This is a genomic window from Allorhizobium ampelinum S4 (assembly GCF_000016285.1).
In the GTDB taxonomy this organism is placed as follows: domain Bacteria; phylum Pseudomonadota; class Alphaproteobacteria; order Rhizobiales; family Rhizobiaceae; genus Allorhizobium; species Allorhizobium ampelinum.
The window spans coordinates 127,915-147,046 of the sequence record NC_011981.1; the positions used below are offsets into that span (position 1 = coordinate 127,915).

Consider the following 19,132-nt stretch of genomic DNA (forward strand, 5'->3'; position numbering starts at 1 on the left):
GATGTTCAAGATATTTTTGCGAAATGCCCTTGCTGTCGCAGCATCGGCTTTTGTCTTCGCAAGCGCTGCACAGGCCATTGAGACGACGCCGGGACCAGATAGCAACAAGCAGTTTTTCCCAATCGCCAGTTTTCGCGTCGGTCCTTATGCGGCCTCCGGTGCATCCATCTGGGCGGGACGTATCGATTACTATCGCTATATCAACGAGGTGGAAGGCGGCATCAATGGTGTTCCCATCGTCTGGCAGGAATGCGAAACGGAGTGGACCGCCGAAAAGGGTATTGAGTGCTATGAACGTTTCAAGCGCGGCCTGAATGGCGCGCCGATTTCCGCCTATTTCCCCAATGGTGCTCCGGCAGCCTATGCTCTGTCTGATCGCGCCACCAAAGACAAGATTCCGCTGGTAACTCTGGCCTATGGCCGCACAGAAGCCACCGATGGCCGCGTCTTTCCTTACAATTTCCCCGTGATGGTGACCTTCTACAGCGAAGCCTCAGCGGTGGTGAATTATATTGCCCAGCGTGAGGGCGGGTTTGACAAGCTCAAGGGCAAGAAGATCGCCACTGTCTATCATGACAGCGCCTATGGCCGCGAAACCCTTGATCCGCTGGCGCTGCTGGCCAAGAAATATGGTTTTGAAAACATCCAGATTCCGGTTGCCGATCCCGGCAGCGAGCAATCATCACAATGGCGGCAGGTGCGCGAGCAGAAGCCGGATTGGGTTTTTCTGCGCACATGGGGCGTGTCCACGCCCGTTGCCATCAAGACCGCCCAGCGCTTCGGTTTCCCCGCTGATCATGTGATTGGCGATGTTTGGGCTTCGTCCGAAGAGGATGTGATTCCGGCAGGGGATGCCGCCAAGGGGTATCTCGCTCTGACACCATACCCAGCAGGTGCGGATTTCGACATCCATAAGCGTCTGAAGCAATCTATCATCGACACGGGCAAATCGGACCTGCGCGACACCAAGGCTTTTGGCAGCGTCTATTACAATTCCGGTCTGGTGGATGCGCTGATTTCGGTCGAAATCGTGCGACAGGCGCAGGCCAAATTCGGCAACCGCCCGATCACCAGCGAAGAGGCACAGTGGGCTCTGGAACATTTCAAGCTCGATGATGCCGCGCTGAAAAAGGCAGGCTTCCTTGGCCTTGTGCAAAACCTGCAACTGACACCCGCCGATCACGAGGGTGGCGGTGCCGTGCGCGTGCAGCAATGGAATGGTAAAAACTGGACGCTGATCAGTGACTGGGTGCAGGCGGATCGCCAAACCCTTCGCCCGCTGATTGACGCGAAATCCGCAGCCTATGCCAAGGAAAACGGCATTACCCCGCGGGATGTTGGCACCAACTGATGGGTCATGCACCGGAGCGGCCCCCGCTGCTCCGGTTTTTGGCGTTTGTCAGGGAAAAGTGGAACCCGGTTTTCCCGAAAAGACAAACGAAAACAAAAGAATCGAGAGTCTGTTGGGTTCAATCTGAACCAGACAGACACGAAGGAGATGGATGATGTCATTTGCGCTTGAGCCAACTGAGAAACAGCCGGAAGTGACTGATATTGTTGCAGATAATCTTCTGGACGTGTCCGGCATTGAAGTTGTCTATGGCGGTGCCATTCTGGCGGTTGCAGATGTTTCGCTCACCGTTGGCGCAGGCGAGATTGTGGCATTGCTTGGTGCCAATGGTGCCGGCAAAAGCACGGTTTTAAAGGCGATTTCCGGTCTGGTGAGCGCTGACAGGGCAACCGTGCGTAAAGGCCACATCCGCTTTGATGACAGTGATATTCTCGGCTCTGCTGCCAATCATCTCGCAGCACGGGGCATTGTCCATGTGCTGGAAGGCCGCCATGTGTTTTCTCATCTGACGGTTGAGGAAAATCTACAGGCAGGCGCATTCCTGCACAGGCCTCGCCGCCGCGATCTGTTGCGGCAGATTGAGGAGGTCTACGATTGGTTTCCGAGGCTCAAGGAAAAGCGGAAGACACTGGCTGGTCTGACATCCGGCGGTGAGCAGCAGATGCTGGCCATTGGCCGCGCTCTTCTCACCCAGCCCCGGCTGGTGTTGCTGGACGAGCCATCCATGGGTCTGGCCCCGCGCATTGTGCAGGAAATTTTCGAGATCATCGGCAGGCTCAACCGTGAAAAAGGGGTGGCCTTTCTGCTTGCCGAGCAAAACGCCGCCTTGTCGCTGGCCCATTCCAGCCGCGCTTACATTCTTGAAAGCGGCAAGGTGGCTTTGGTGGGAACCTCTGCTGAGCTGACTGCGCGCGATGATCTTCACCACATCTATCTCGGAGCGTCCGCTTAAATCCGGACACCAACAACGACCAACAGGAAAAGCATCTTCATGTCACAAATTGATCTAGGCTGGGGCGAGGGCCCTTCAGAGCGCTATGAAAGCCTTGCCGAAAAATTCCGCCCGATCTTCGCTGAAATTTCCACCGGTGCCATTGAACGCGAGCTCAACCGGACACTGCCCACCGAGCAAATCGCCAAGCTCAAGGCGGCTGGTTTCGCAGCCCTTCGGGTGCCGGAATCTGAAGGGGGTACAGGCGTAACACTGCCTGAACTGTTCAATCTGCTGATCGAGCTGTCTGCTGCGGATTCCAATATCACCCAGGCGCTGCGCGGTCATGTTGGCTTTGCCGAGGATGTGGTGAACAAGCTTGATGGCCCAGACCGCCGACGCTGGACGGAACGTCTGGTGCGGGGCGACCTTGTTGGAAACGCATGGACGGAAATTGGCAACGCCCAACAGGCCAGCTTTTCAACCACCGTATCCAAGCGGGATGGTCAATTCGTCATCAACGGCCAGAAATATTACACAACAGGTTCGCTGTTTGCCGACTGGATCAATGTGGGTGTCACCGGGCTTGATGGTGCCAGCAGCGCCGCGCAGGTCCGACGTGATGATCCGGGTGTCGAGGTTATTGATGATTGGAATGGCTTTGGCCAGACATTGACGGCAAGTGGCACAACGACATTCACTGACGCCGCCGTTGATCCGTTAGACATCGTTGCCGATGACAATCAGTTTCGCTATGGCGCGGCTTTCTACCAAACAGTTCATCTCGCCACGCTTGCGGGCATTGGCCGCGCCATTGCCGACGAGACGGCTGCGGCCGTTGCCAAACGGGTGCGAAACTACTCCAACGCCGCAGGCCCGCGTTCCAGCCAAGACCCGCAGGTGTTGCAGGTTGTCGGTCGCATCCGCAGCAATGCCTACACGGCAACCGCAATTGTGTTGCAGGTGGCACGCGCCATCGAGAGGGCCTATCAGGCCCATTTCAGCGGTGATCGTGACGCCGAAGATCGTGCCAATATCATTGCAGAGCTGGAAACATCTCAAGCCCTGACGGTGGTGACCAACCTCATTCTTGAGGCCTCAACCATTATTTTCGATGCTCTTGGCGCATCGTCGACAAGCAAACCCATTGGTCTTGATCGCCATTGGCGCAACGCCCGCACTTTGTCCTCTCACAATCCCCGGATCTACAAGGATCGCATTGTCGGTGATTTCGCCGTCAATGGCACGCCTCCGCCATTTCAATGGCGCATTGGGCTTGCTGGGTGACGTTGATACGAAATACTTCAAAATTGAGTACAATATTCCCGCCAATAAACTACAAAAATATATATTTTCTATTCTTTAAGTATCCAATCCTTAAGATCGTCTGCATACAAGTGAACGGCATTTCGCCAGTTCTCGACTTGGAGGAAATCACAAAATGTCGCTTAAAAAACTCGTCACATTTGCATTGGCATCCGTTGGCATTGCCCTTGTCGCGCTTCCAACATTTGCTGCTGACAAAAAGGTGGTTGTTGCCTATCAGACCGATGCGCTTCCGTCTTCGGTGGCGATTGCCAATGGCGAATTGGCCAAGGCAACGGGCTATGACATCGATTTCCGCAAGTTTAATTCCGGCGCAGAAATTTTTGCAGCTATTGCCTCCGGCGATGTCCAGGTCGGTTATGTTGGCTCCAGCCCGTTTGCGGCTGCGACATCGCGTGGCCTTGATGTCAAGGCCTTCTATCTGGCATCGATTTCCGGAACGGATGAAGCGCTTGTGGTGCGCAATGGGTCCGGAATCAATTCTGTCAACGACCTGAAAGGCAAGAAGCTGGCGGCAGCGCCCGTGTCCACCGACCATTACCAGCTGTTGGCGCTGATCAAATCCTTGGGTTTGAGCGAAAAGGATGTGCAGGTGTTTGCCATCCCGCAGCCGGAAATTGTTGCCAGCTATAATCGCGGCGACATTGATGGCGGGTTTGTCTGGGACCCGGCGCTGACCGAACTCAGCAAGAATGGCAAGGTGCTGGTGACATCCAAGGATGTTGCAGAAAAGGGCGCTCCCACATTTTCCGCCTGGGTGGCCGCTGGAAAATTTGCCAAGGCCAATCCTGATTTTCTGAAAGCCTATGCGGGCGTGATCAACAAATATTACGCCTCCTTCGCCAAGGACAAGAGCGCATGGGGTGCCGATAGCGACAATGCCAAGCAGTTGGCCAAACTGCTGGGTGGCACAGCCGAACAACAGGCTGCCGCCTTGAAGAACCTCAACCTGCTGACACCTGAGGTGCAGGCTTCTGCTGCATGGTTGGGTGGCGGTGAGAATTCCGGTGCCGCCAAGATCCTCAAAGACACAGCACAATTTCTGAAGGCACAGGGCAAGATTGGCGATGTGCTGCCGAGCTATGCCGCATTTGTCACGCCAGAGGCGCTGCAAGTCACCAATTGATTGATTGTTAGAGGCTTTCATCCCGCTGGCACGATTGCCGGCGGGATTGTTTTTGAAAGAGAACCCCATGCTGCGGATTCAAAATGCCACGGTTTACTTTGACGCCCGCGACGGTGGAGATGTCCACGCGCTGGAGAAGGTCAATCTCGATATTCCCGAAGGTGCTTTTGTCGTCGCCCTCGGTGCATCGGGCTGTGGCAAATCCACGCTTCTTAACGCCATTGCCGGGTTTTTGCCCCTGTCGACGGGCTCCATAACCCTCAATGGCCGCGCCATCAGTGGGCCGGGGGCAGATCGTGGGGTGGTGTTTCAGAAAGACACTTTGTTGCCTTGGGCCAATGTGCTCGACAATGTCGCACTCGGTTTGAAATTCGCAGGTGTGTCTGCCAGGGAGCGGCGTGATCGCGCCGAAGAACTCCTCAATCTCGTTGGCCTTGGCGATTTTGCCCGCAGCTTTCCCTATGAACTCTCCGGCGGTATGCGCCAAAGAGTGGGCATCGCACGGGCCTTGACCACCGAGCCGGAGGTACTGTTGATGGATGAACCTTTTGGTGCGCTCGATAGCCTGACCCGGGAGCAGATGCAGGAACTGTTGATTTCCGTATGGCACCGGACGGGCAAACGCATCTTTTTCATCACCCATTCCATCGAAGAGGCTTTGTTTCTGGGAACGCATCTGGTGGTCATGTCCCCCAGGCCCGGCCGGATTATTGCCCGCTATGAGCTGGATTTTGTGCGTGAATTCGTCAAGACCAATGATGTCCGCGCCATTCATCTCTCGCCCCAATTTGCCTTGCTGCGCGAGGAAATTCGTGAACTGCTGCACGCAACCCATTCTCCGAAAGAGGCTTTCGCATGACCTTGATCAGCAATGATGTGCGCCCCGTCGTGGTGCCAACACCGGGTATCAAAACGGTGCGCATGCGCGAGTTCGGCATTGGCCGAAAGCCGACGGTGTTGATCAGCGTGGTCACGGCGCTTGTGCTTTTATTTGCGTGGTGGCTGGTCTCAGCGCTGGGCGTGGTGCCGCATCTGTTTTTGCCGCGCCCAGATGAGGTTGTGCATCAATTTGTGGTCATTTTCAGCGATGGCTATGCGGGGGCATCGATTGGCGATCATGTGGGAGCCAGCCTGTTTCGCATCGGCGTGGCCGCCATTCTCGCCATTGCTGCGGGGATTCCGATTGGCTTGCTGATGGGCCTTAATCGTTGGGCCAAGGGCATTCTGGATACGCCCATCGAGTTTTACTGGCCTTTGCCGCCGCTCTCTTATCTTCCCCTGATGATCATCTGGCTGGGTATTGGCGAAACCTCGAAAATCATGGTGTTGTTTCTGGCGATGTTTGCGCCGATCTGCCTCTCTGCACAGGCGGGCGTGAAGTCGGTGCCGATTGAGCGGGTGAATGCGGCGCGATCCTTGGGCGCAAACCGCTGGCAATTGTTCTCCAGCATTGTCTTTCCCTCGGCGCTGCCGGAAATTCTCACGGGCATCAGGATCGGACTTGGCATTGGTTGGGGCACGCTGGTGGCCGCTGAACTGATCGCGTCCACGCGCGGCATTGGCTATATGATCATGTCTGCGTCGCAGTTTCTGGCCACCGATGTCGTCTTTGTCGGTATCGCGATTATCTCTGTCTGCGCTTTTGCCTTTGGTGCCGCCATTCGCCTGTTGGAGCGCGTGCTTGTTCCCTGGAAGGGCAAGGCATAGTTGCGGCCTCAAGAACGCTCTATAAAAACATCACGAAGTCCTGTTGAGATGGCCTTCGTGATGGTCTTGCTGTGAGCAGTCTTTATCCGCGAAGCAGAGGCAATAATTGCTGTCCCTGCCGCGCAATTTCGCCGAGATACGGCGTATCGGATAAAACAAAGTGGGTGATGCCAAGCTCCTGATATTTTTTTAAGGAACGGGCAACATCCTGTGCAGAACCCACCAGCCAGGTGGTGCCAGCGCCGCCGCCGCCAAATTTGCCGGGTGCAGTGTAGAGATTGTCGTCCAGAACATCGCCGCGCTTGGCCAGATCATAGAGCCGCTGTTGGCCAACGGCAACCGTGCCAGCATGATCGTGCCAAACGACCCCACTGCTTTTCGCCATCGCTTCAACTTTCGCCTCGGCGTCCGTCCATGCCTGTTCTGTTGTGTCACGCACCAGCGTGGTCACGCGCAGACCAAACTGGAGCGGGGGCAGATCACGATCCAGTTTACGACTCAGGTCTTTCAGACGGTTGATCCGCTCCCCGATATCCGCAAGCGGCTCACCCCAGAACAGCTGAACATCGGCCTCGGTTGCCGATACTTCTTCTGCCGCTGCGGAGGCACCACCAAAATAGAGCAGGGGGTGTTTGCGCTCCCCGCGTGGCTGAAGCCTCGGCTGAACGGTGGACTCTGTGACGTGATAATATTGGCCCTTGAAGGTGACGTTTTCCTCGGTCCACAGGCGGCGGGTCAGCCGCATGAACTCGCGCGTGCGGCCATAGCGCTCGGCCTGATCGCCCTCGGTATCGCCATAGGCGGAGACCGAATCTTTGCCGGAAACGATATTGATACGCACACGCCCGCCAGTCAGATGATCAAGCGTCGCCGCGGATGACGCAAAATGGGCGGGCTGCCAATAGCCCGGCCGGATGGCAATCAAGGCTTCAAAACTGCGCGTGCGTGTCGCCAGCGCTGTTGCGACGGTGAATGTATCCGGGCGCCCCCACCCGGCACCAATCAGCGCCCCCTGCCAGCCGTTTTGTTCCAGCGCTTCCGCCTGTTTTACCAGCGTTTCAAGAGCATTATGGCCAACGACAGTATCGTCACCGCGATGCCCCGGCACCGTCTGGTTTGGAATATACCAGAGAAATTGTAAATCACTGCTCATGATGTTCTCCAACATGCCTCACCCGTGGTGAGCATGCCAATTGCCGGATTTTCGGCGTGTCGATCATTGTTTTGCAAAGCCGCTGTTAATAGGCCTGCGCTACCGCCTGTCCGGCCAATTGCTCAGGCGTGAGCAAATCAGCGTGGTGGGCGCGGGCAACATCGGGGTGCGACCGCAGGCGGCTTTTGAGATGGTTCTGGCCAACTTCCCGAAAGATCGGGTTCAGCAGATCAACCGTGATGCCGCGCTCTTTTCGATGCAGCTCGTCTGGAAGCGTAATCACCGGAATCGTTGCGTCGTAGCGCGAGCCTAAGAAGAAGGCGACGGAGAAGCGCTCGATACCGGCAGGCGGTGCAACCACATCATGCACGTCGGCCCGCACGAAGCCATTGGTGGCCAGTTCCAGCAATTCCCCGGTGTTAACCACGAAGGTGCCCGGTACGGGCGGAGCATCCAGCCACACGCCGTCTTCAGTCTGCACCCGTAGACCTTCGACCTTGTCTTGCAAAAGAACCGTGACGAAGCCGCCGTTCTTGTGGGCACCAACGCCCTGATCTGTCTCAGCCACATCCCGCCCGGGATAGCGAATGATTTTCAACAGTTGCGATGGTTGCGGCTCGTAGATCTGCGCAAACACATCTTCCGGCTGGTCAAGCGCCACGGCAATGGCCTTCAAAACATCAATGCCAACGCAGGTGACTTCTGCCTGATAGGTCAGCAGCAGGGGCTTTAGTTCTGGAATAGCCTCTGGCCATTGATTTGGCCCGAGCAAACGTTTCCACGCAGGTGTTTCCGGGCCAATCTCGACAGGCGTGCCTTCCGTATTTATATCCAGTTGTTCGCGCCAATCCTGCTGACCACGGGTGTGCTCATAGCCCGCACGATTGTAGCCGCGAAAGTGCCGGGATTTCACCATTTCAATCTTCAGCTTTTCCTCAAGCGGCAGCGCAAAAAAGCGTTTGGCGGTCTCGAGCACATCCGCAATCAGCTTTGGATCAACGCCATGGCCGGTGAGATAGAAAAAGCCGTGATCAAACAGAATGCGACGCAGGTCTGCGATGAAGGCTGCGCGCTCCTCTGGTCCCGCATGGAAGCGGCCAATATCCACAAAGGGCAGGGTTGCGATTTTTTGTTGAAGTGTCATGGGATTATCTCCATTCAAGCCGCTGGCGTTGGCTCGCCCAGCGAGAGCATCAAGCGGTTTGCCCAGTTGAAGAAGGCCGCGCCATGCACGACATCATAGATCTCGTCATCGGAAAGACCGGCGGCGCGAAGCCGCTCCACATGGGTAGTCGCAAACACGGGCGGGGTGGCGGTTAATGCAACAGAGGCGCTGACAATTGCGTTCCAACGTTCATCCAGATCAGCCCCCACGCCTTCATCCAGCAGTTTTTGCACATCATCCTTGCGCGGTGAGTGGTGCGATGCGAAGCGGGAATGGACGGAGGCGCAAAAGATGCAGCCGTTATAGCGCGATGTGGCGGTGGCGCTCAGTTCGCGCTCGGCGCGGGGCAGGCCATCGGCGGTGTTGTAGAAAATATCCTTATCTGTCTTGGTGCGGGCTTCCAGAATATCGGGATCGCGCACCAGAAGAGAGAAATAGGGCGATTTCGCCCGTGCCTTGTCCACCAGCGCTTCGTAGTGGCGCTCGGTCAGCTCAGTCTCGGTCAATGGTTCAAGCCATGGTGTCCAGCCGATCTGGTCTTGCGTGAAGACATTGGGGGCGTTTTCCACCTTGGGGTCGATAATGGTGTCGGTCATGATGGATCGTCCTTATGTGGCGTTCAGGACTTTCAGACCGGCAACAACGCGGATCTGAAAGGCGAGGAAAGAAATCAGCTGCGACAGCGTGACAATGCCGGTGGTGCTCCAGCCTGCTTTGAGAAGGGCATCAAGCGCCTGTGACTTGGAATCGCGCAGGTGAAAAATCAGAAGATGGGCGTGTTCCAGCGCAGCACTCAAGCGCGCACCGAGGATGGCTTTTTCGCTGTCAGCCACGGTAAAGGCAGGCCCTTCGGTGTTTTCGGAGGACAGCGGCCCGGCGGGATAATGGCCATAAGGCCCAATGGCCGTTCCCTTGGATGCAGCGGTCTGAATGGCGCTCAGAAGCGCAGGGTTCGTCGCAAGCTTTTCCGCGTAGAAGGCCGCAATCTCCGGCTGCCCGTGCAGGGCCGCCACAAAAACAGCAACGGCAAAGCGCTCTTCGATTGAAAACTGGCTATCATCGCCGGGTGCAAATAGCGCTTGCCAGCTGGCTTGCGCCCCGTCTTTCGTCACCGGGCGGCGGGCGCGTAAAGCCTCGCCCTTGGAGCCGGGAGCAATGCCGCTGAGAGTGTCAATAATATCGGTCATCAGACTTTACTTTCCTGATTAAATTCAATGGATTATTCTGCGGCGGCCAGCGCTTTGGAAGTCTTGCGGCTCCAGCCCAGTTTGGGGGCAACTTCAGTGGCAATCAGCTCAATGGAGCGCAGAATATCGGCATGGGGCGGATCGATGGAGTGAACCTGAAAGACCAGTTCTGTGGAGCGGGCCAAGGCCGTGTCGGCCTTCAGCGAGGCAATCACATCATCCGGTGTACCCACATGGCTATCCAGCGCCTTGATCAGATCCTCCACGCTGGTGCCATCGATGCGATGGCCTGCGGCGGCAAAGCGGGCGGCGACTTTGGTGAGGCCCTCTTCGGCCAGCTTCAGAGCGCGCTTGCGGTCTTCAGCCACAAACAGGCTGCGAGAGCCAAGAATGCGCGGTGCGCGGCCTTGGGGCAGGGCGCTCAGATAGGCATCGATGATCGGGTTTTGCAATTCATCAAGCCGCGCATGGGGCCTGTCTGCCGGGCGTGGTTGGGTGCGTGATAGCATCAACCCATCGCCGCTTTCCCCAGCAAGCTTTGCGCCAACGGGCGAAAACGTCGCAAGCCAGACGCGATCCAGCAGATGCGGGGCATTGGGATAAAGCCGATTGCCCGCGCCCACATCCTTGCCTGCCCAAGCTTTGCGAACGATGTCGAGATATTGGCCATAAACCTCACCGCGCTTGTCGGCAGCAATGCCAAACGCCTCAAAGGACTCACGGGTGCCGCCCGTGCCAAAGCCCACTTCCAGACGGCCACCGGACAAAAGATCGGTCACGGCAGTGTCTTCTGCCACCCGCAGCGGATTTTCCATTGGCAAGGTGATCACCCCGGTGCCAAGCCGAATGGTGGATGTGCGGGCCGCAACATGGGCGAGGAACACGGCGGGCGATGGCAACCCGCCTTCTTCGGCATGAAAGTGATGCTGGGCAATCCATGCGCTGTCAAAACCATTGGCTTCTGCGTGCTGGATTTGCTCTTCCGCCAGACGATAGCGTCCCGCTGCATCGGTATCATCCAGCAAGCGTGTGAAAAAGCCGAGCCGTTTTGCCTGCTTTGCCAGTGTTATTTGGGTCATGATGGTGATCCTGCTGTCAGTGAATGTTGATGTCTCTTCGGAAAAGCCCGGCCCGGAATGGCCTCGATCAACTCGCGGGTGTAGGCGCTTTGCGGGTGGGTGAAGACCGTCTCAACCGGGCCGTAATCAACCTGTTTGCCATTGTGCAAAACCGAGACCGTGTCGGCGATCTGGCGCACGACGGCCAGATCGTGCGAGACGAAAATATAGGTCAGGCCAAAATCGCGCTGCAAACTGCCAAGCAGGGCAAGGATTTGCGCCTGTACCGTCACATCCAGCGCCGAGACGGCCTCATCCAGCACAACCACCTCAGGCTCCAGCACCAGAGCGCGGGCAACGGCCACTCGCTGGCGCTGTCCGCCTGACAGCGCATGGGGTTTACGGTTGAGAACCGAGAGCGGCAGGCCAACACGCTCAATCATGGCTTCCACGCGGGCGGCGCGCTCTTGCTTGGGAAGCGGTTCAAAATTCAGCAGCGGTTCTTCGACAATCGAGAAAATCGTCTGCTTGGGGTCCAGAGAACTCCACGGGTTTTGATAGACAAGCTGCACCTTGCGCCGGAACGCGCGCAGGCTTTTGTGGTTCAGGCTGCCAAGGTCAAAATCACCCACGCGGATGCTGCCAGATGTGGCTTTCTGAAATCCGGCAATGCTGCGGATTGTGGTGGTTTTGCCAGAGCCGGATTCGCCAACAATGGCGTGGGTGGTGCCTTGGGGAACGGTGAAGGAAAGACCATCCACGGCGCGGAAACGCTCACCCGTTGGCAGTTTAAACTCCTGCACGAGATTATCGACGGTAACACTGATGGGCCGATCCGCCGCAATGGCAGGCCGCACAACCGGGGCCGCCAACGAGGGCGCATCGGATAAAAGCCTTGCCGTATAGGCGCTTTTGGGCGCGACCAGCACCTCTGCGGTTTTGCCTTGCTCCTGAATACGGCCGGACTGAAGGACCACCAACCGATCCGAGCGGTCGGCGGCAACACCCAGATCATGGGTCACCAGCAGCACGGCGGTGCCGTAAGCTTTGCGCAGATCGTCAATCAAATCCAGGATGCGACGCTGCACGGTCACATCCAACGCCGAGGTTGGCTCATCGGCAATGATCAGTGCTGGTTTCAGCGCAATGGCGATGGCAATCAGCACCCGCTGTTTCATGCCGCCAGAGAGTTCGTGTGGATATTGTCTGGCGCGAAGCGCTGGCTGCGAGAGGCCCACCTGTGTCAACAGCTCCACCACCCGCCGATCTGCATCCCGGCGGGAAAGCTTGCCGTGGATTTCCAGAATTTCGCGCACCTGCGCGCCAACCGTGAGTACCGGATTGAGCGAATTCGACGGGTCTTGCGGGATCAGGCTGAGAACGGGGCCGCGAATGCCGCGCAAGCTCTTTTCACTCCAGCGGGAAATCTCCTCGCCATTCAGGCGAATAGAGCCGCTATCAATCTGCCCATTGCCAGAGAGGAGGCCAATGATGGCCTGTGCCGTGGAGGTTTTGCCAGAACCGCTTTCGCCCACCAGTGCCACAACCTCGCCAGCACCGACTTCGAGCGACACATCATGCACCACGCGGGTGCGGCTCTCTCCATCTCCATAGGAAATATTCAGTTCTCTGATATCGAGAACAGAAGGGGTCTTACTCATCGGCTGGTGCTCCCCAAGGATTGGCTGATGCGGTTGGCAGACAGCACCACGGCGACCACAATCAGGCCGGGGGCTGTGGTCAGCCACCAGGCGGTGGCGAGGTAATTGCGCCCTTCGGAAATCAGCAGGCCCCATTCCGGTGTTGGCGGCGGTGCGCCATAGCCGAGGAATCCTAGGGTGGACATTTGCAGAATGGCCCAGCCAAATTGCACGGCGGCATAGGCAATCACCGAGGTCAGCGAATTGGGCAAGATATGCCGCCACAGCACGCTCAAAAACGTACCGCCACTGCCATAGGCCGCTTCAACAAAATCCGCCCGCCGCACCCGCACCACTTCGGATCGGGTCAACCGGGCAAAACCGGCAATGGCCGTAACACCCACCGCAATCGCGGCATTGATCGTGCCAAAGCCAAGCAGAATAATGATGCTGAGAGACAGAAGCAGGGTGGGAATAGACAGCAGCACATCGACAAAGCGCATGATGATCATATCCCAGCGCCCGCCAATGGCTCCGGCAAAAAGGCCAAGCAGGGTGCCTGCCACCAGTCCCACGCCCACGGCGGCAAGGGCACCCGACAGCGAATGAACGGAGCCATAGACCATCCGCGCATAAAGATCGCGCCCAAGGGAGTCCGTGCCGAGAAGATGCGCCGCTGACGGCGCTTTCAACTGCCCGCCGGGAATGCCCTCCAGCGGGTTATAGCTGGTAAAAAGCCACGGCATAGCTGCCCAGAGCAGTACGGTGACCATGACCACCCACGCCAGCACAAGACCGGGGCGCAAGCCTTTAAAACGGGTGAGGGACGCCCGGCGCTTGACGCTATCCGATTTCACGCCATTGGCTTGCAGGGAGAGAATTTCAACACTGCTCATGATGCGGCTCCGTTCCGGCTTCTCAGGCGGGGATCGAGAAGGGGATAGGCAAGATCGACCAGAAGATTGATGATGACAAAGGCGGTGGCGGAAATCACCACAATGGCCTGAAGCACGGCAATATCCTGCGTGCTGACGGCTTTTTCCGTCAATTCGCCTAGGCCGTTCAGGCCAAATACGGTTTCGGTCACCACGGCTCCGGCCAGAAGCTCGCCAAACAGCACCCCGGCAATGGTCAGCACTGGCAAAGCCGCATTGATGGCGACATGCCGCCACAGCACACGGGCGGGCGTGGCCCCCTTGGCAATGACGACAGAGATGAAGGGCCGGGTGCGGATTTCATCAATATTGCGGATCAGGATTTGCGCCAGCGGTGCGGCAATGGGAACAGACAGGGTGATCACCGGCAGGACGAGACTTTCCCATGGTCCGGGATTGATCACCGAGACCAGCTTGAGCCGAAACGAGAAAATCTGGATCAGCATAATGCCCAGCCAGAACACTGGAACCGAGATCAACAGCGAAGGCACTGCCTGTACCAGATTGCGCAAAAATGAAAATGGTGCGAGCGAAGACAGCACCGCCACAAAGACCGCAAGGACGATGGCAGCAAGAAAGGCGAGAGCTGCCAGCGTGAGCGTTGCAGGCAGACCTATGGCCAACTGCGCCGTCACCGGCACGCCCGCGTGCAGCGAATAGCCAAAATCACCCTGTAAGAAATTCGCCAATGTGTGGAAATATTGGACGAACACAGAGGAATCCACGGCATAGGCGGCGCGAATTTCCTTGATTTGATCAGGGCTTAACCCATAATCAGGGCTGAGAAACTTGATCAGCACCGCGTCCCCAGGCATGGCCTGCAACAGAATAAAGGACAGGGTAAAGGCTGCCCAGAGCACCAGAACCGCCTGTCCTATCCGGCTTGCAACATATCGCGTCATCATCGATCTCCGCAGATTTCAAAACCGGGTGGCGGCTGTTGCTGTCACCCGGGTGCTGACCATTACTTATCCAGCCAGACGCTGTAGAAGCTGGGGCGGGCCACGGCATCAAAAGCCACACCCTTCACGTAAGGCGCTCCGGCAAAGACTTGCGGCTCTTCAAAAATCGGGATGGCATAGGCCTGATCGAGCACATAGGCCTGTACCTCTGCCACAACCTTCAATCGCTTCTGTGGATCAGGTTGAGAGCTGATCTCCTCCAGTAAGCTATTGAGCTTATCATCAACAAAGGTCTTGGCTTTATCGCTGAGACCACCCTTCTGACGCAGCGCGTCGCGGTTTTTCGGGTAATATTGGCTCTTGATCACATCCGGGTCGGCGCGACCAACGATGGCAGGAGTCACCGGGGTTTTCAGCGGATCAAGATCATCCAAAGCGGCGCTTCCCGCGTCGCCGGCCAGCACGTTGAGCTTCACGCCCACTTTTTGCCATTGCTGGGCAATCAGCTGCAAAGCCGCGCGGTTTTGCGGTTGCGGCAGGGATTCATAGGCTGTCAGCACCAGTTTTGCCCCGTCCTTGGCACGAATGCCATCGGCATCTGGCTTATATCCGGCTTCATCCAGCAGAGCCTTGGCCTTCTCAACATCAAAGCCCAATTTGTCGGATTGATCGACATAGCCAATGGCCGTGGAGGCGATGATGGAGGTGGCGCGTGGATAGTTCTTGGAGAATAGGGTCTTGATGATTTCATCGCGGTTGGTGGCCAAAGACAGCGCCTTGCGCACCCGCACATCAGCAACCAACGGATTGTCTGGTCTGAACACCACCGAATTGTTCACGCCGCGGGTGCCGGGCGCATAAATCTTGAAATTCTGCGTTTCAACCTGTGCCTCATCATAGGCCTGAATCTGGCGGATCAGATCGGCCTGACCGGCCAGAAGCGCGCCAATGCGCACGCCATCTTCACGGGTGATGATATATTTGATGCCATCGAGATAGGCGCGGCCCTGATGCTCCAGCTTTTTCGGACCCCAAGTGTAATCGGCCCGCACTTTCAAATCGAGCGATTTGCCAAGCGTCTCGGCGCTGACCACAAAGGGGCCGGAGCCGATGATTTTGGTGGCATCGCCCAATTGCTCAAAGGGCAGGGAGAGTGTTTTCAACGACAACAGACCGGAGCCGATAACGGATGTTCCCTGAAGAAAGCCCGGCGACGGCTTTTTGAACACGAATTTCACCGTCAGCGGGTCAATCACTTCACTGTGGTCGTAATTGTTGACCACTTCCGAAACCGGCTGCTTCAAACCCTTATCGCCAAGCCCGAAGCGATCAAAGTTTTTGGCCACCGCATTGGCGTCCACCGGGGAGCCATCGGAGAACGTCACGCCGGGGCGGATTTTGAAGGTATATTCCGTGTTATCGGCATTGACCGTCCAGCTCTCGGCAATCCACGGCTCGATTTCCAGTGTCTTGGGGTTTTGATAGGTCAGCTTATCGGTGATCTGGTTGAGAATGCCGCTGTTGGGGTAAAAGCCGCCTGCTGGTGGGTAAAGATTGGTATGCGCCTGCTGCTCAAGATAGACCAAGGTTCCGCCCTTGACCGGCGCATCAGATGCATGGCCGATGGTCGATAGGCTTACAGAAGCGGCCAGCGCGAGGCTGAGGCCAAGAAAAGTGCGGCGAAGCGTCATCATCAATGTCCCTGGGTAGTGAGTGAATGAACCCGTGGACCAAGGGTAAACTTTTGCGTGTTGCAATCAATATTGTCTATTGATTTACTATTCTAATTTTCAACACCCCTCTGGAAGATTCATGCTTCCCGTTGATGAGTTGGAAAAATTTTATGGAAAGACCGGTTTTGAAGATCGAAAAATCGCGTTGAAAAGCGGATATCGGATTGATTTTTGGCATTTATTGGCTGGCGTTCAAATTGCGCGCAGGCAAAATTTTGCTCAACCCTAGAGTTTGCCAGGGAAAAGTGGTTACCAGTTTTCCCGAAAAGACAAACGACAACAAGAAAAGCGAGAGTCTGTCTGGTTCAATCTGAACCTGGCATACTCGCGCAAGGAACCGATATTTGAAGCATCCTTGCTACGCTGACCTTCTCACGCTGTTTTTTGCCAATATCATCGGCCGCTGATATAGTAAGACAATCCGTGACTGTCTCCCCGGTTCTCTTGTTGTTGTTCAAGCCTGTGTTGGCGTAGATCATAGTCCACGTCAGCCAGCCTCTCCCGCAGGTCCATCAGTCTATCGTCAACGCTATCATCGCAGGAATAACCGCTGAACGTTTCCTGCATGTCGATCATGGTGCTCAGCTCGGCCCGGCGCTGCTGAAGTCTTGCGCTATAGGTGCAAATACTCATGGCTATATCCTTCCAAAGGTTGGGTTTCAGGGCGTAGTGGCAGCTCGCTCCAGTGCGGCCTTGCCGAAAATGGATCGGATCATGTGGCTTTGGGGGGCATGGGCACGGGCGGTAATGGCATCACGATGATGCCGCTCCAGATGATAATCTCGCCTCAGGCCACGGTTGCCGCCGTATTCAAGGGCCAGATCGGTGACGGAGACAGCATTGTCGATCACCACGTGGCGCACGGCCAGCGCGTCGGTGGGGCCTGCTTTTTTTTGGTCAACGTCGCGTGCCAAAGAGCGCAGCAGCCGGGCATTGGTGGCCAGCAGCACTTCAATTTGGCCCACGCCTTCCTGAAGACGCTGAATAGAGGCCAAGGGCGCGCCTAGGCTGGTGGGGGCATGGCTGGTGAGGTGCTTCAAAATATCATTCCGGGCCGATAGAGCCACGCCGTGATAGACCGAAGACAGCAGCGTGAAGAAAATATTGCCGAAATCCGGATCGCGGCGCAGTGGCTCGCTGGCCGGTTGTTCAAAGATCAGGTCAGACAGCGGCACCTGCACGTTTTCCAGCAGAAGATCATCGCTGGCGGTGGAATACATGCCAGTCGCCTCCCATGTGCGCACCTTGCGAATACCCGGCGTATCCAGTGGCACCAGCACCTGAATGAGGCGCGGCACCTCCTCCGTGGTCAATGCCAGCACAACCGCCCATGTCAGCCCGGCAAGCCCGGTGACAAAGCCCTTGTGACCATTGATTACCCAATGATCTCCCTCAATGTGGGCGATGGTTTCGGGCAATCCGCCATGGGCGGGGGAGCCCATGCCCGGCTCGGCCTGCGCATTGTTGACCAGCACCGGCTTGGCTCGGCTGGCTGCCAGCACACGCGCTGCCAAGGCCTCTGGCCAGCGCCCCAGATTGATCACACCATGAATGGTGTAATGCATGGTGAGAATAAGTGCGGTTGAAGGATCACCAACCGCGATTTCAGAAACCACCTTTTGCGCGGTTTCAAGGTTCGCTCCAAGACCGCCGTGGTCTTTGGCAATCAACAGAGCCAGCAAACCGGCTTCGTGAAGCGCTGCGATGTTGTCATGGGGGAAATCACCGCTGCGGTCATATTCGGCGGCACGCGTTGCGAAATCGCGCGCCAGTTCCCGTGCGATCTCGACCGGATCAGGGCTTGGTGCCGCATTGGGCTTGATGGCAGAAACGGTGGCACTCATGCAACAGCCCTCCGATCCAGCGTTTCATAAGGGCGCTGATCCACCCAGGCCTCGAGGTCAAAATCAGCCTGCAAGAAGCCCCATTGATACAGAAAATCCTTATAATGCTTCACAGCAGCCACATGGGCAGGCTCCAGCCCGATGCCGAGATGGCGATGCACATCCCGCCCATTGGCGGCCAGCACCTGCTCTTCGCTGGCTCCCGCCTCGCGGGCAATGAAGCGGCGCGTCTCGTCCGGGTGTGCCTCCGCCCAGCCGGAGGCCTTGCGGATCACCGCAATCAGCCGCTCCACCAGATCGGGGCGTTCATCGGCCAGTCTTGCATCCACCGTGAGAATGCGCGGTGAGCCGGAATTGATGCGGATGGTTGGGTCGGGATGAAAACCGAAGTCAGAGACCGTCACCGCGCCAATCAGATTGGCAACGGCAATGCCCGCCGTGCCTTTCACAAAAATCGCGTCCACCTCGCCACGCAACAGGGCTGCGGCCTCCTCGCCAAAGGATTGGCGCCGTTTCAGGCCAAACAGCGATGCGCCAGTTTGTCCATCCAGCACGGACTCAGTGATGGTGATGTCAGTCAGATCAACCGCGTTGATCGAAACCCCGTCCAGCGACAGAGCCGAGACAAGGCCTTTCAGGGCGGTTGCGCGCATAAAATCAACAATCCCATCCGGTCGCTTTGGCACGCCAAACCGACGGCCAACAAGGTCCTTCAGGCTTTTTATGCCAGTCTGCGGCAGGGTGATGATGGCCTGAAACTCATCGGTCCAGGTAATGCCCACCAGCCGGGTGTTGCGGCCTTCAGAGCGGGCGCGGATGGGTGGCACGTTGCCGCCATGGCGGAAAGACCATTCCAGCGTATGGTTGAAATGGCTCTGCCGGACGGCTTTATCGGGGGAATCAATGATGGACTCCAGTGTGATGCCAATCTCGGCAAAGCTTTGTTCAAGATAGCCAAGCTGGGCAGCAAGCCCCACGGGCGTTGGCACCGGGCAGCGCGTATACCAGAGTTTGGAGATGGGAGTGACCATAATATCCTCAACAAACAGGAGATGAAACCGGCTCAACGCCCGG

19 protein-coding genes are annotated in these 19,132 nt (G+C 57.0%); 7 read left to right on the plus strand and 12 right to left on the minus strand.

Features of this window, described 5'->3' with window-relative positions:
* The first annotated feature begins 1 nt into the window (after position 1).
* The 6 genes from AVI_RS26335 to AVI_RS26360 all read left to right on the plus strand — a co-directional run bounded on the left by AVI_RS26335 (position 2) and on the right by AVI_RS26360 (position 6,441).
* The gene (locus tag AVI_RS26335; RefSeq protein ID WP_015918308.1) at positions 2 to 1,351 is read left to right on the plus strand and encodes an ABC transporter substrate-binding protein; all 1,350 of its coding nucleotides are present in this window, start codon (positions 2 to 4) and stop codon (positions 1,349 to 1,351) included.
* A gap of 151 nt (positions 1,352 to 1,502) precedes the next feature.
* Positions 1,503 to 2,303: an ABC transporter ATP-binding protein gene (locus AVI_RS26340; protein WP_015918309.1), complete on the plus strand. Its 801-nt coding sequence runs from the start codon at positions 1,503 to 1,505 to the stop codon at positions 2,301 to 2,303.
* Positions 2,304 to 2,342: 39 nt separating this feature from the next.
* On the plus strand, positions 2,343 to 3,569 hold the full coding sequence (locus AVI_RS26345) for an acyl-CoA dehydrogenase family protein (RefSeq protein ID WP_015918310.1): 1,227 nt from the start codon (positions 2,343 to 2,345) through the stop codon (positions 3,567 to 3,569).
* 154 nt (positions 3,570 to 3,723) lie between these two features.
* Positions 3,724 to 4,734 carry a taurine ABC transporter substrate-binding protein gene (gene tauA, locus AVI_RS26350; protein WP_015918311.1) on the plus strand — a complete coding sequence of 337 codons (1,011 nt, stop codon included), beginning with the start codon at positions 3,724 to 3,726 and terminating at the stop codon, positions 4,732 to 4,734.
* Positions 4,735 to 4,801: 67 nt separating this feature from the next.
* A complete protein-coding gene (locus AVI_RS26355) occupies positions 4,802 to 5,593 on the plus strand; it encodes a taurine ABC transporter ATP-binding protein (RefSeq protein ID WP_015918312.1) in 792 nt (263 codons plus the stop codon).
* Complete coding sequence (locus AVI_RS26360) at positions 5,590 to 6,441, plus strand: ABC transporter permease subunit (protein ID WP_049777526.1); 852 nt, start codon at positions 5,590 to 5,592, stop codon at positions 6,439 to 6,441. Before AVI_RS26355 ends, AVI_RS26360 begins: the two co-directional genes overlap by 4 nt.
* Positions 6,442 to 6,523: 82 nt before the next feature.
* Here AVI_RS26360 and AVI_RS26365 read toward each other — a convergent pair whose 3' ends face one another.
* From AVI_RS26365 to AVI_RS26405, 9 genes are all read right to left on the minus strand, one after another.
* Positions 6,524 to 7,594 (minus strand): LLM class flavin-dependent oxidoreductase, encoded by a 1,071-nt coding sequence (locus tag AVI_RS26365; RefSeq protein WP_015918314.1) that lies wholly within the window; start codon positions 7,592 to 7,594, stop codon positions 6,524 to 6,526.
* 85 nt (positions 7,595 to 7,679) lie between these two features.
* Complete coding sequence (locus tag AVI_RS26370) at positions 7,680 to 8,738, minus strand: isopenicillin N synthase family dioxygenase (RefSeq protein ID WP_015918315.1); 1,059 nt, start codon at positions 8,736 to 8,738, stop codon at positions 7,680 to 7,682.
* Positions 8,739 to 8,752: 14 nt separating this feature from the next.
* Positions 8,753 to 9,355 (minus strand): alkylhydroperoxidase domain protein, encoded by a 603-nt coding sequence (locus tag AVI_RS26375; RefSeq protein WP_015918316.1) that lies wholly within the window; start codon positions 9,353 to 9,355, stop codon positions 8,753 to 8,755.
* A 12-nt stretch (positions 9,356 to 9,367) separates the two neighbouring features.
* Positions 9,368 to 9,946 (minus strand): CMD domain protein, encoded by a 579-nt coding sequence (locus AVI_RS26380; RefSeq protein ID WP_015918317.1) that lies wholly within the window; start codon positions 9,944 to 9,946, stop codon positions 9,368 to 9,370.
* A gap of 32 nt (positions 9,947 to 9,978) precedes the next feature.
* Positions 9,979 to 11,025 (minus strand): putative FMN-dependent luciferase-like monooxygenase, encoded by a 1,047-nt coding sequence (locus AVI_RS26385; RefSeq protein ID WP_015918318.1) that lies wholly within the window; start codon positions 11,023 to 11,025, stop codon positions 9,979 to 9,981.
* Positions 11,022 to 12,665, minus strand: coding sequence for a dipeptide ABC transporter ATP-binding protein (locus AVI_RS26390; protein WP_015918319.1), 1,644 nt, complete (start codon positions 12,663 to 12,665; stop codon positions 11,022 to 11,024). Before AVI_RS26390 ends, AVI_RS26385 begins: the two co-directional genes overlap by 4 nt.
* Entirely contained in the window at positions 12,662 to 13,540 is an 879-nt protein-coding gene (locus AVI_RS26395; protein ID WP_015918320.1) for an ABC transporter permease, read from the minus strand. The genes AVI_RS26390 and AVI_RS26395 overlap by 4 nt, the downstream gene beginning before the upstream one ends.
* On the minus strand, positions 13,537 to 14,481 hold the full coding sequence (locus tag AVI_RS26400; protein WP_015918321.1) for an ABC transporter permease: 945 nt from the start codon (positions 14,479 to 14,481) through the stop codon (positions 13,537 to 13,539). Before AVI_RS26400 ends, AVI_RS26395 begins: the two co-directional genes overlap by 4 nt.
* A 62-nt stretch (positions 14,482 to 14,543) precedes the next feature.
* Positions 14,544 to 16,175: a TIGR04028 family ABC transporter substrate-binding protein gene (locus AVI_RS26405; RefSeq protein WP_015918322.1), complete on the minus strand. Its 1,632-nt coding sequence runs from the start codon at positions 16,173 to 16,175 to the stop codon at positions 14,544 to 14,546.
* A gap of 118 nt (positions 16,176 to 16,293) precedes the next feature.
* On the opposite strand from AVI_RS26405, the gene AVI_RS31310 reads away from it, so the two are divergent.
* Positions 16,294 to 16,443 carry a hypothetical protein gene (locus tag AVI_RS31310; protein ID WP_156600337.1) on the plus strand — a complete coding sequence of 50 codons (150 nt, stop codon included), beginning with the start codon at positions 16,294 to 16,296 and terminating at the stop codon, positions 16,441 to 16,443.
* Positions 16,444 to 16,607: 164 nt separating this feature from the next.
* Here the strand turns inward: AVI_RS31310 and AVI_RS26410 are convergent, their stop codons facing one another.
* Genes AVI_RS26410 through AVI_RS26420 form a run of 3 tightly spaced genes read right to left on the minus strand, consistent with a single transcriptional unit; the run spans position 16,608 to position 19,089 of the window.
* Positions 16,608 to 16,847: a hypothetical protein gene (locus tag AVI_RS26410; protein WP_041699706.1), complete on the minus strand. Its 240-nt coding sequence runs from the start codon at positions 16,845 to 16,847 to the stop codon at positions 16,608 to 16,610.
* A 26-nt stretch (positions 16,848 to 16,873) separates the two neighbouring features.
* A complete protein-coding gene (locus AVI_RS26415) occupies positions 16,874 to 18,058 on the minus strand; it encodes an acyl-CoA dehydrogenase family protein (RefSeq protein WP_015918323.1) in 1,185 nt (394 codons plus the stop codon).
* The gene (locus tag AVI_RS26420) at positions 18,055 to 19,089 is read right to left on the minus strand and encodes an ABC transporter substrate-binding protein (protein WP_015918324.1); all 1,035 of its coding nucleotides are present in this window, start codon (positions 19,087 to 19,089) and stop codon (positions 18,055 to 18,057) included. The genes AVI_RS26415 and AVI_RS26420 overlap by 4 nt, the downstream gene beginning before the upstream one ends.
* Positions 19,090 to 19,132: the final 43 nt, after the last annotated feature.

Bases quoted from the DNA above. Each gene is read 5' to 3' on its own strand.
- AVI_RS26335 (WP_015918308.1), top strand. From the start codon at position 2: ATGTTCAAGATATTTTTGCGAAATGCCCTTGCTGTCGCAGCATCGGCT.
- AVI_RS26340 (WP_015918309.1), top strand. From the start codon at position 1,503: ATGATGTCATTTGCGCTTGAGCCAACTGAGAAACAGCCGGAAGTGACT.
- AVI_RS26345 (WP_015918310.1), top strand. From the start codon at position 2,343: ATGTCACAAATTGATCTAGGCTGGGGCGAGGGCCCTTCAGAGCGCTAT.
- tauA (WP_015918311.1), top strand. From the start codon at position 3,724: ATGTCGCTTAAAAAACTCGTCACATTTGCATTGGCATCCGTTGGCATT.
- AVI_RS26355 (WP_015918312.1), top strand. From the start codon at position 4,802: ATGCTGCGGATTCAAAATGCCACGGTTTACTTTGACGCCCGCGACGGT.
- AVI_RS26360 (WP_049777526.1), top strand. From the start codon at position 5,590: ATGACCTTGATCAGCAATGATGTGCGCCCCGTCGTGGTGCCAACACCG.
- AVI_RS26365 (WP_015918314.1), bottom strand. From the start codon at position 7,594: ATGAGCAGTGATTTACAATTTCTCTGGTATATTCCAAACCAGACGGTG.
- AVI_RS26370 (WP_015918315.1), bottom strand. From the start codon at position 8,738: ATGACACTTCAACAAAAAATCGCAACCCTGCCCTTTGTGGATATTGGC.
- AVI_RS26375 (WP_015918316.1), bottom strand. From the start codon at position 9,355: ATGACCGACACCATTATCGACCCCAAGGTGGAAAACGCCCCCAATGTC.
- AVI_RS26380 (WP_015918317.1), bottom strand. From the start codon at position 9,946: ATGACCGATATTATTGACACTCTCAGCGGCATTGCTCCCGGCTCCAAG.
- AVI_RS26385 (WP_015918318.1), bottom strand. From the start codon at position 11,025: ATGACCCAAATAACACTGGCAAAGCAGGCAAAACGGCTCGGCTTTTTC.
- AVI_RS26390 (WP_015918319.1), bottom strand. From the start codon at position 12,665: ATGAGTAAGACCCCTTCTGTTCTCGATATCAGAGAACTGAATATTTCC.
- AVI_RS26395 (WP_015918320.1), bottom strand. From the start codon at position 13,540: ATGAGCAGTGTTGAAATTCTCTCCCTGCAAGCCAATGGCGTGAAATCG.
- AVI_RS26400 (WP_015918321.1), bottom strand. From the start codon at position 14,481: ATGACGCGATATGTTGCAAGCCGGATAGGACAGGCGGTTCTGGTGCTC.
- AVI_RS26405 (WP_015918322.1), bottom strand. From the start codon at position 16,175: ATGATGACGCTTCGCCGCACTTTTCTTGGCCTCAGCCTCGCGCTGGCC.
- AVI_RS31310 (WP_156600337.1), top strand. From the start codon at position 16,294: ATGCTTCCCGTTGATGAGTTGGAAAAATTTTATGGAAAGACCGGTTTT.
- AVI_RS26410 (WP_041699706.1), bottom strand. From the start codon at position 16,847: ATGAGTATTTGCACCTATAGCGCAAGACTTCAGCAGCGCCGGGCCGAG.
- AVI_RS26415 (WP_015918323.1), bottom strand. From the start codon at position 18,058: ATGAGTGCCACCGTTTCTGCCATCAAGCCCAATGCGGCACCAAGCCCT.
- AVI_RS26420 (WP_015918324.1), bottom strand. From the start codon at position 19,089: ATGGTCACTCCCATCTCCAAACTCTGGTATACGCGCTGCCCGGTGCCA.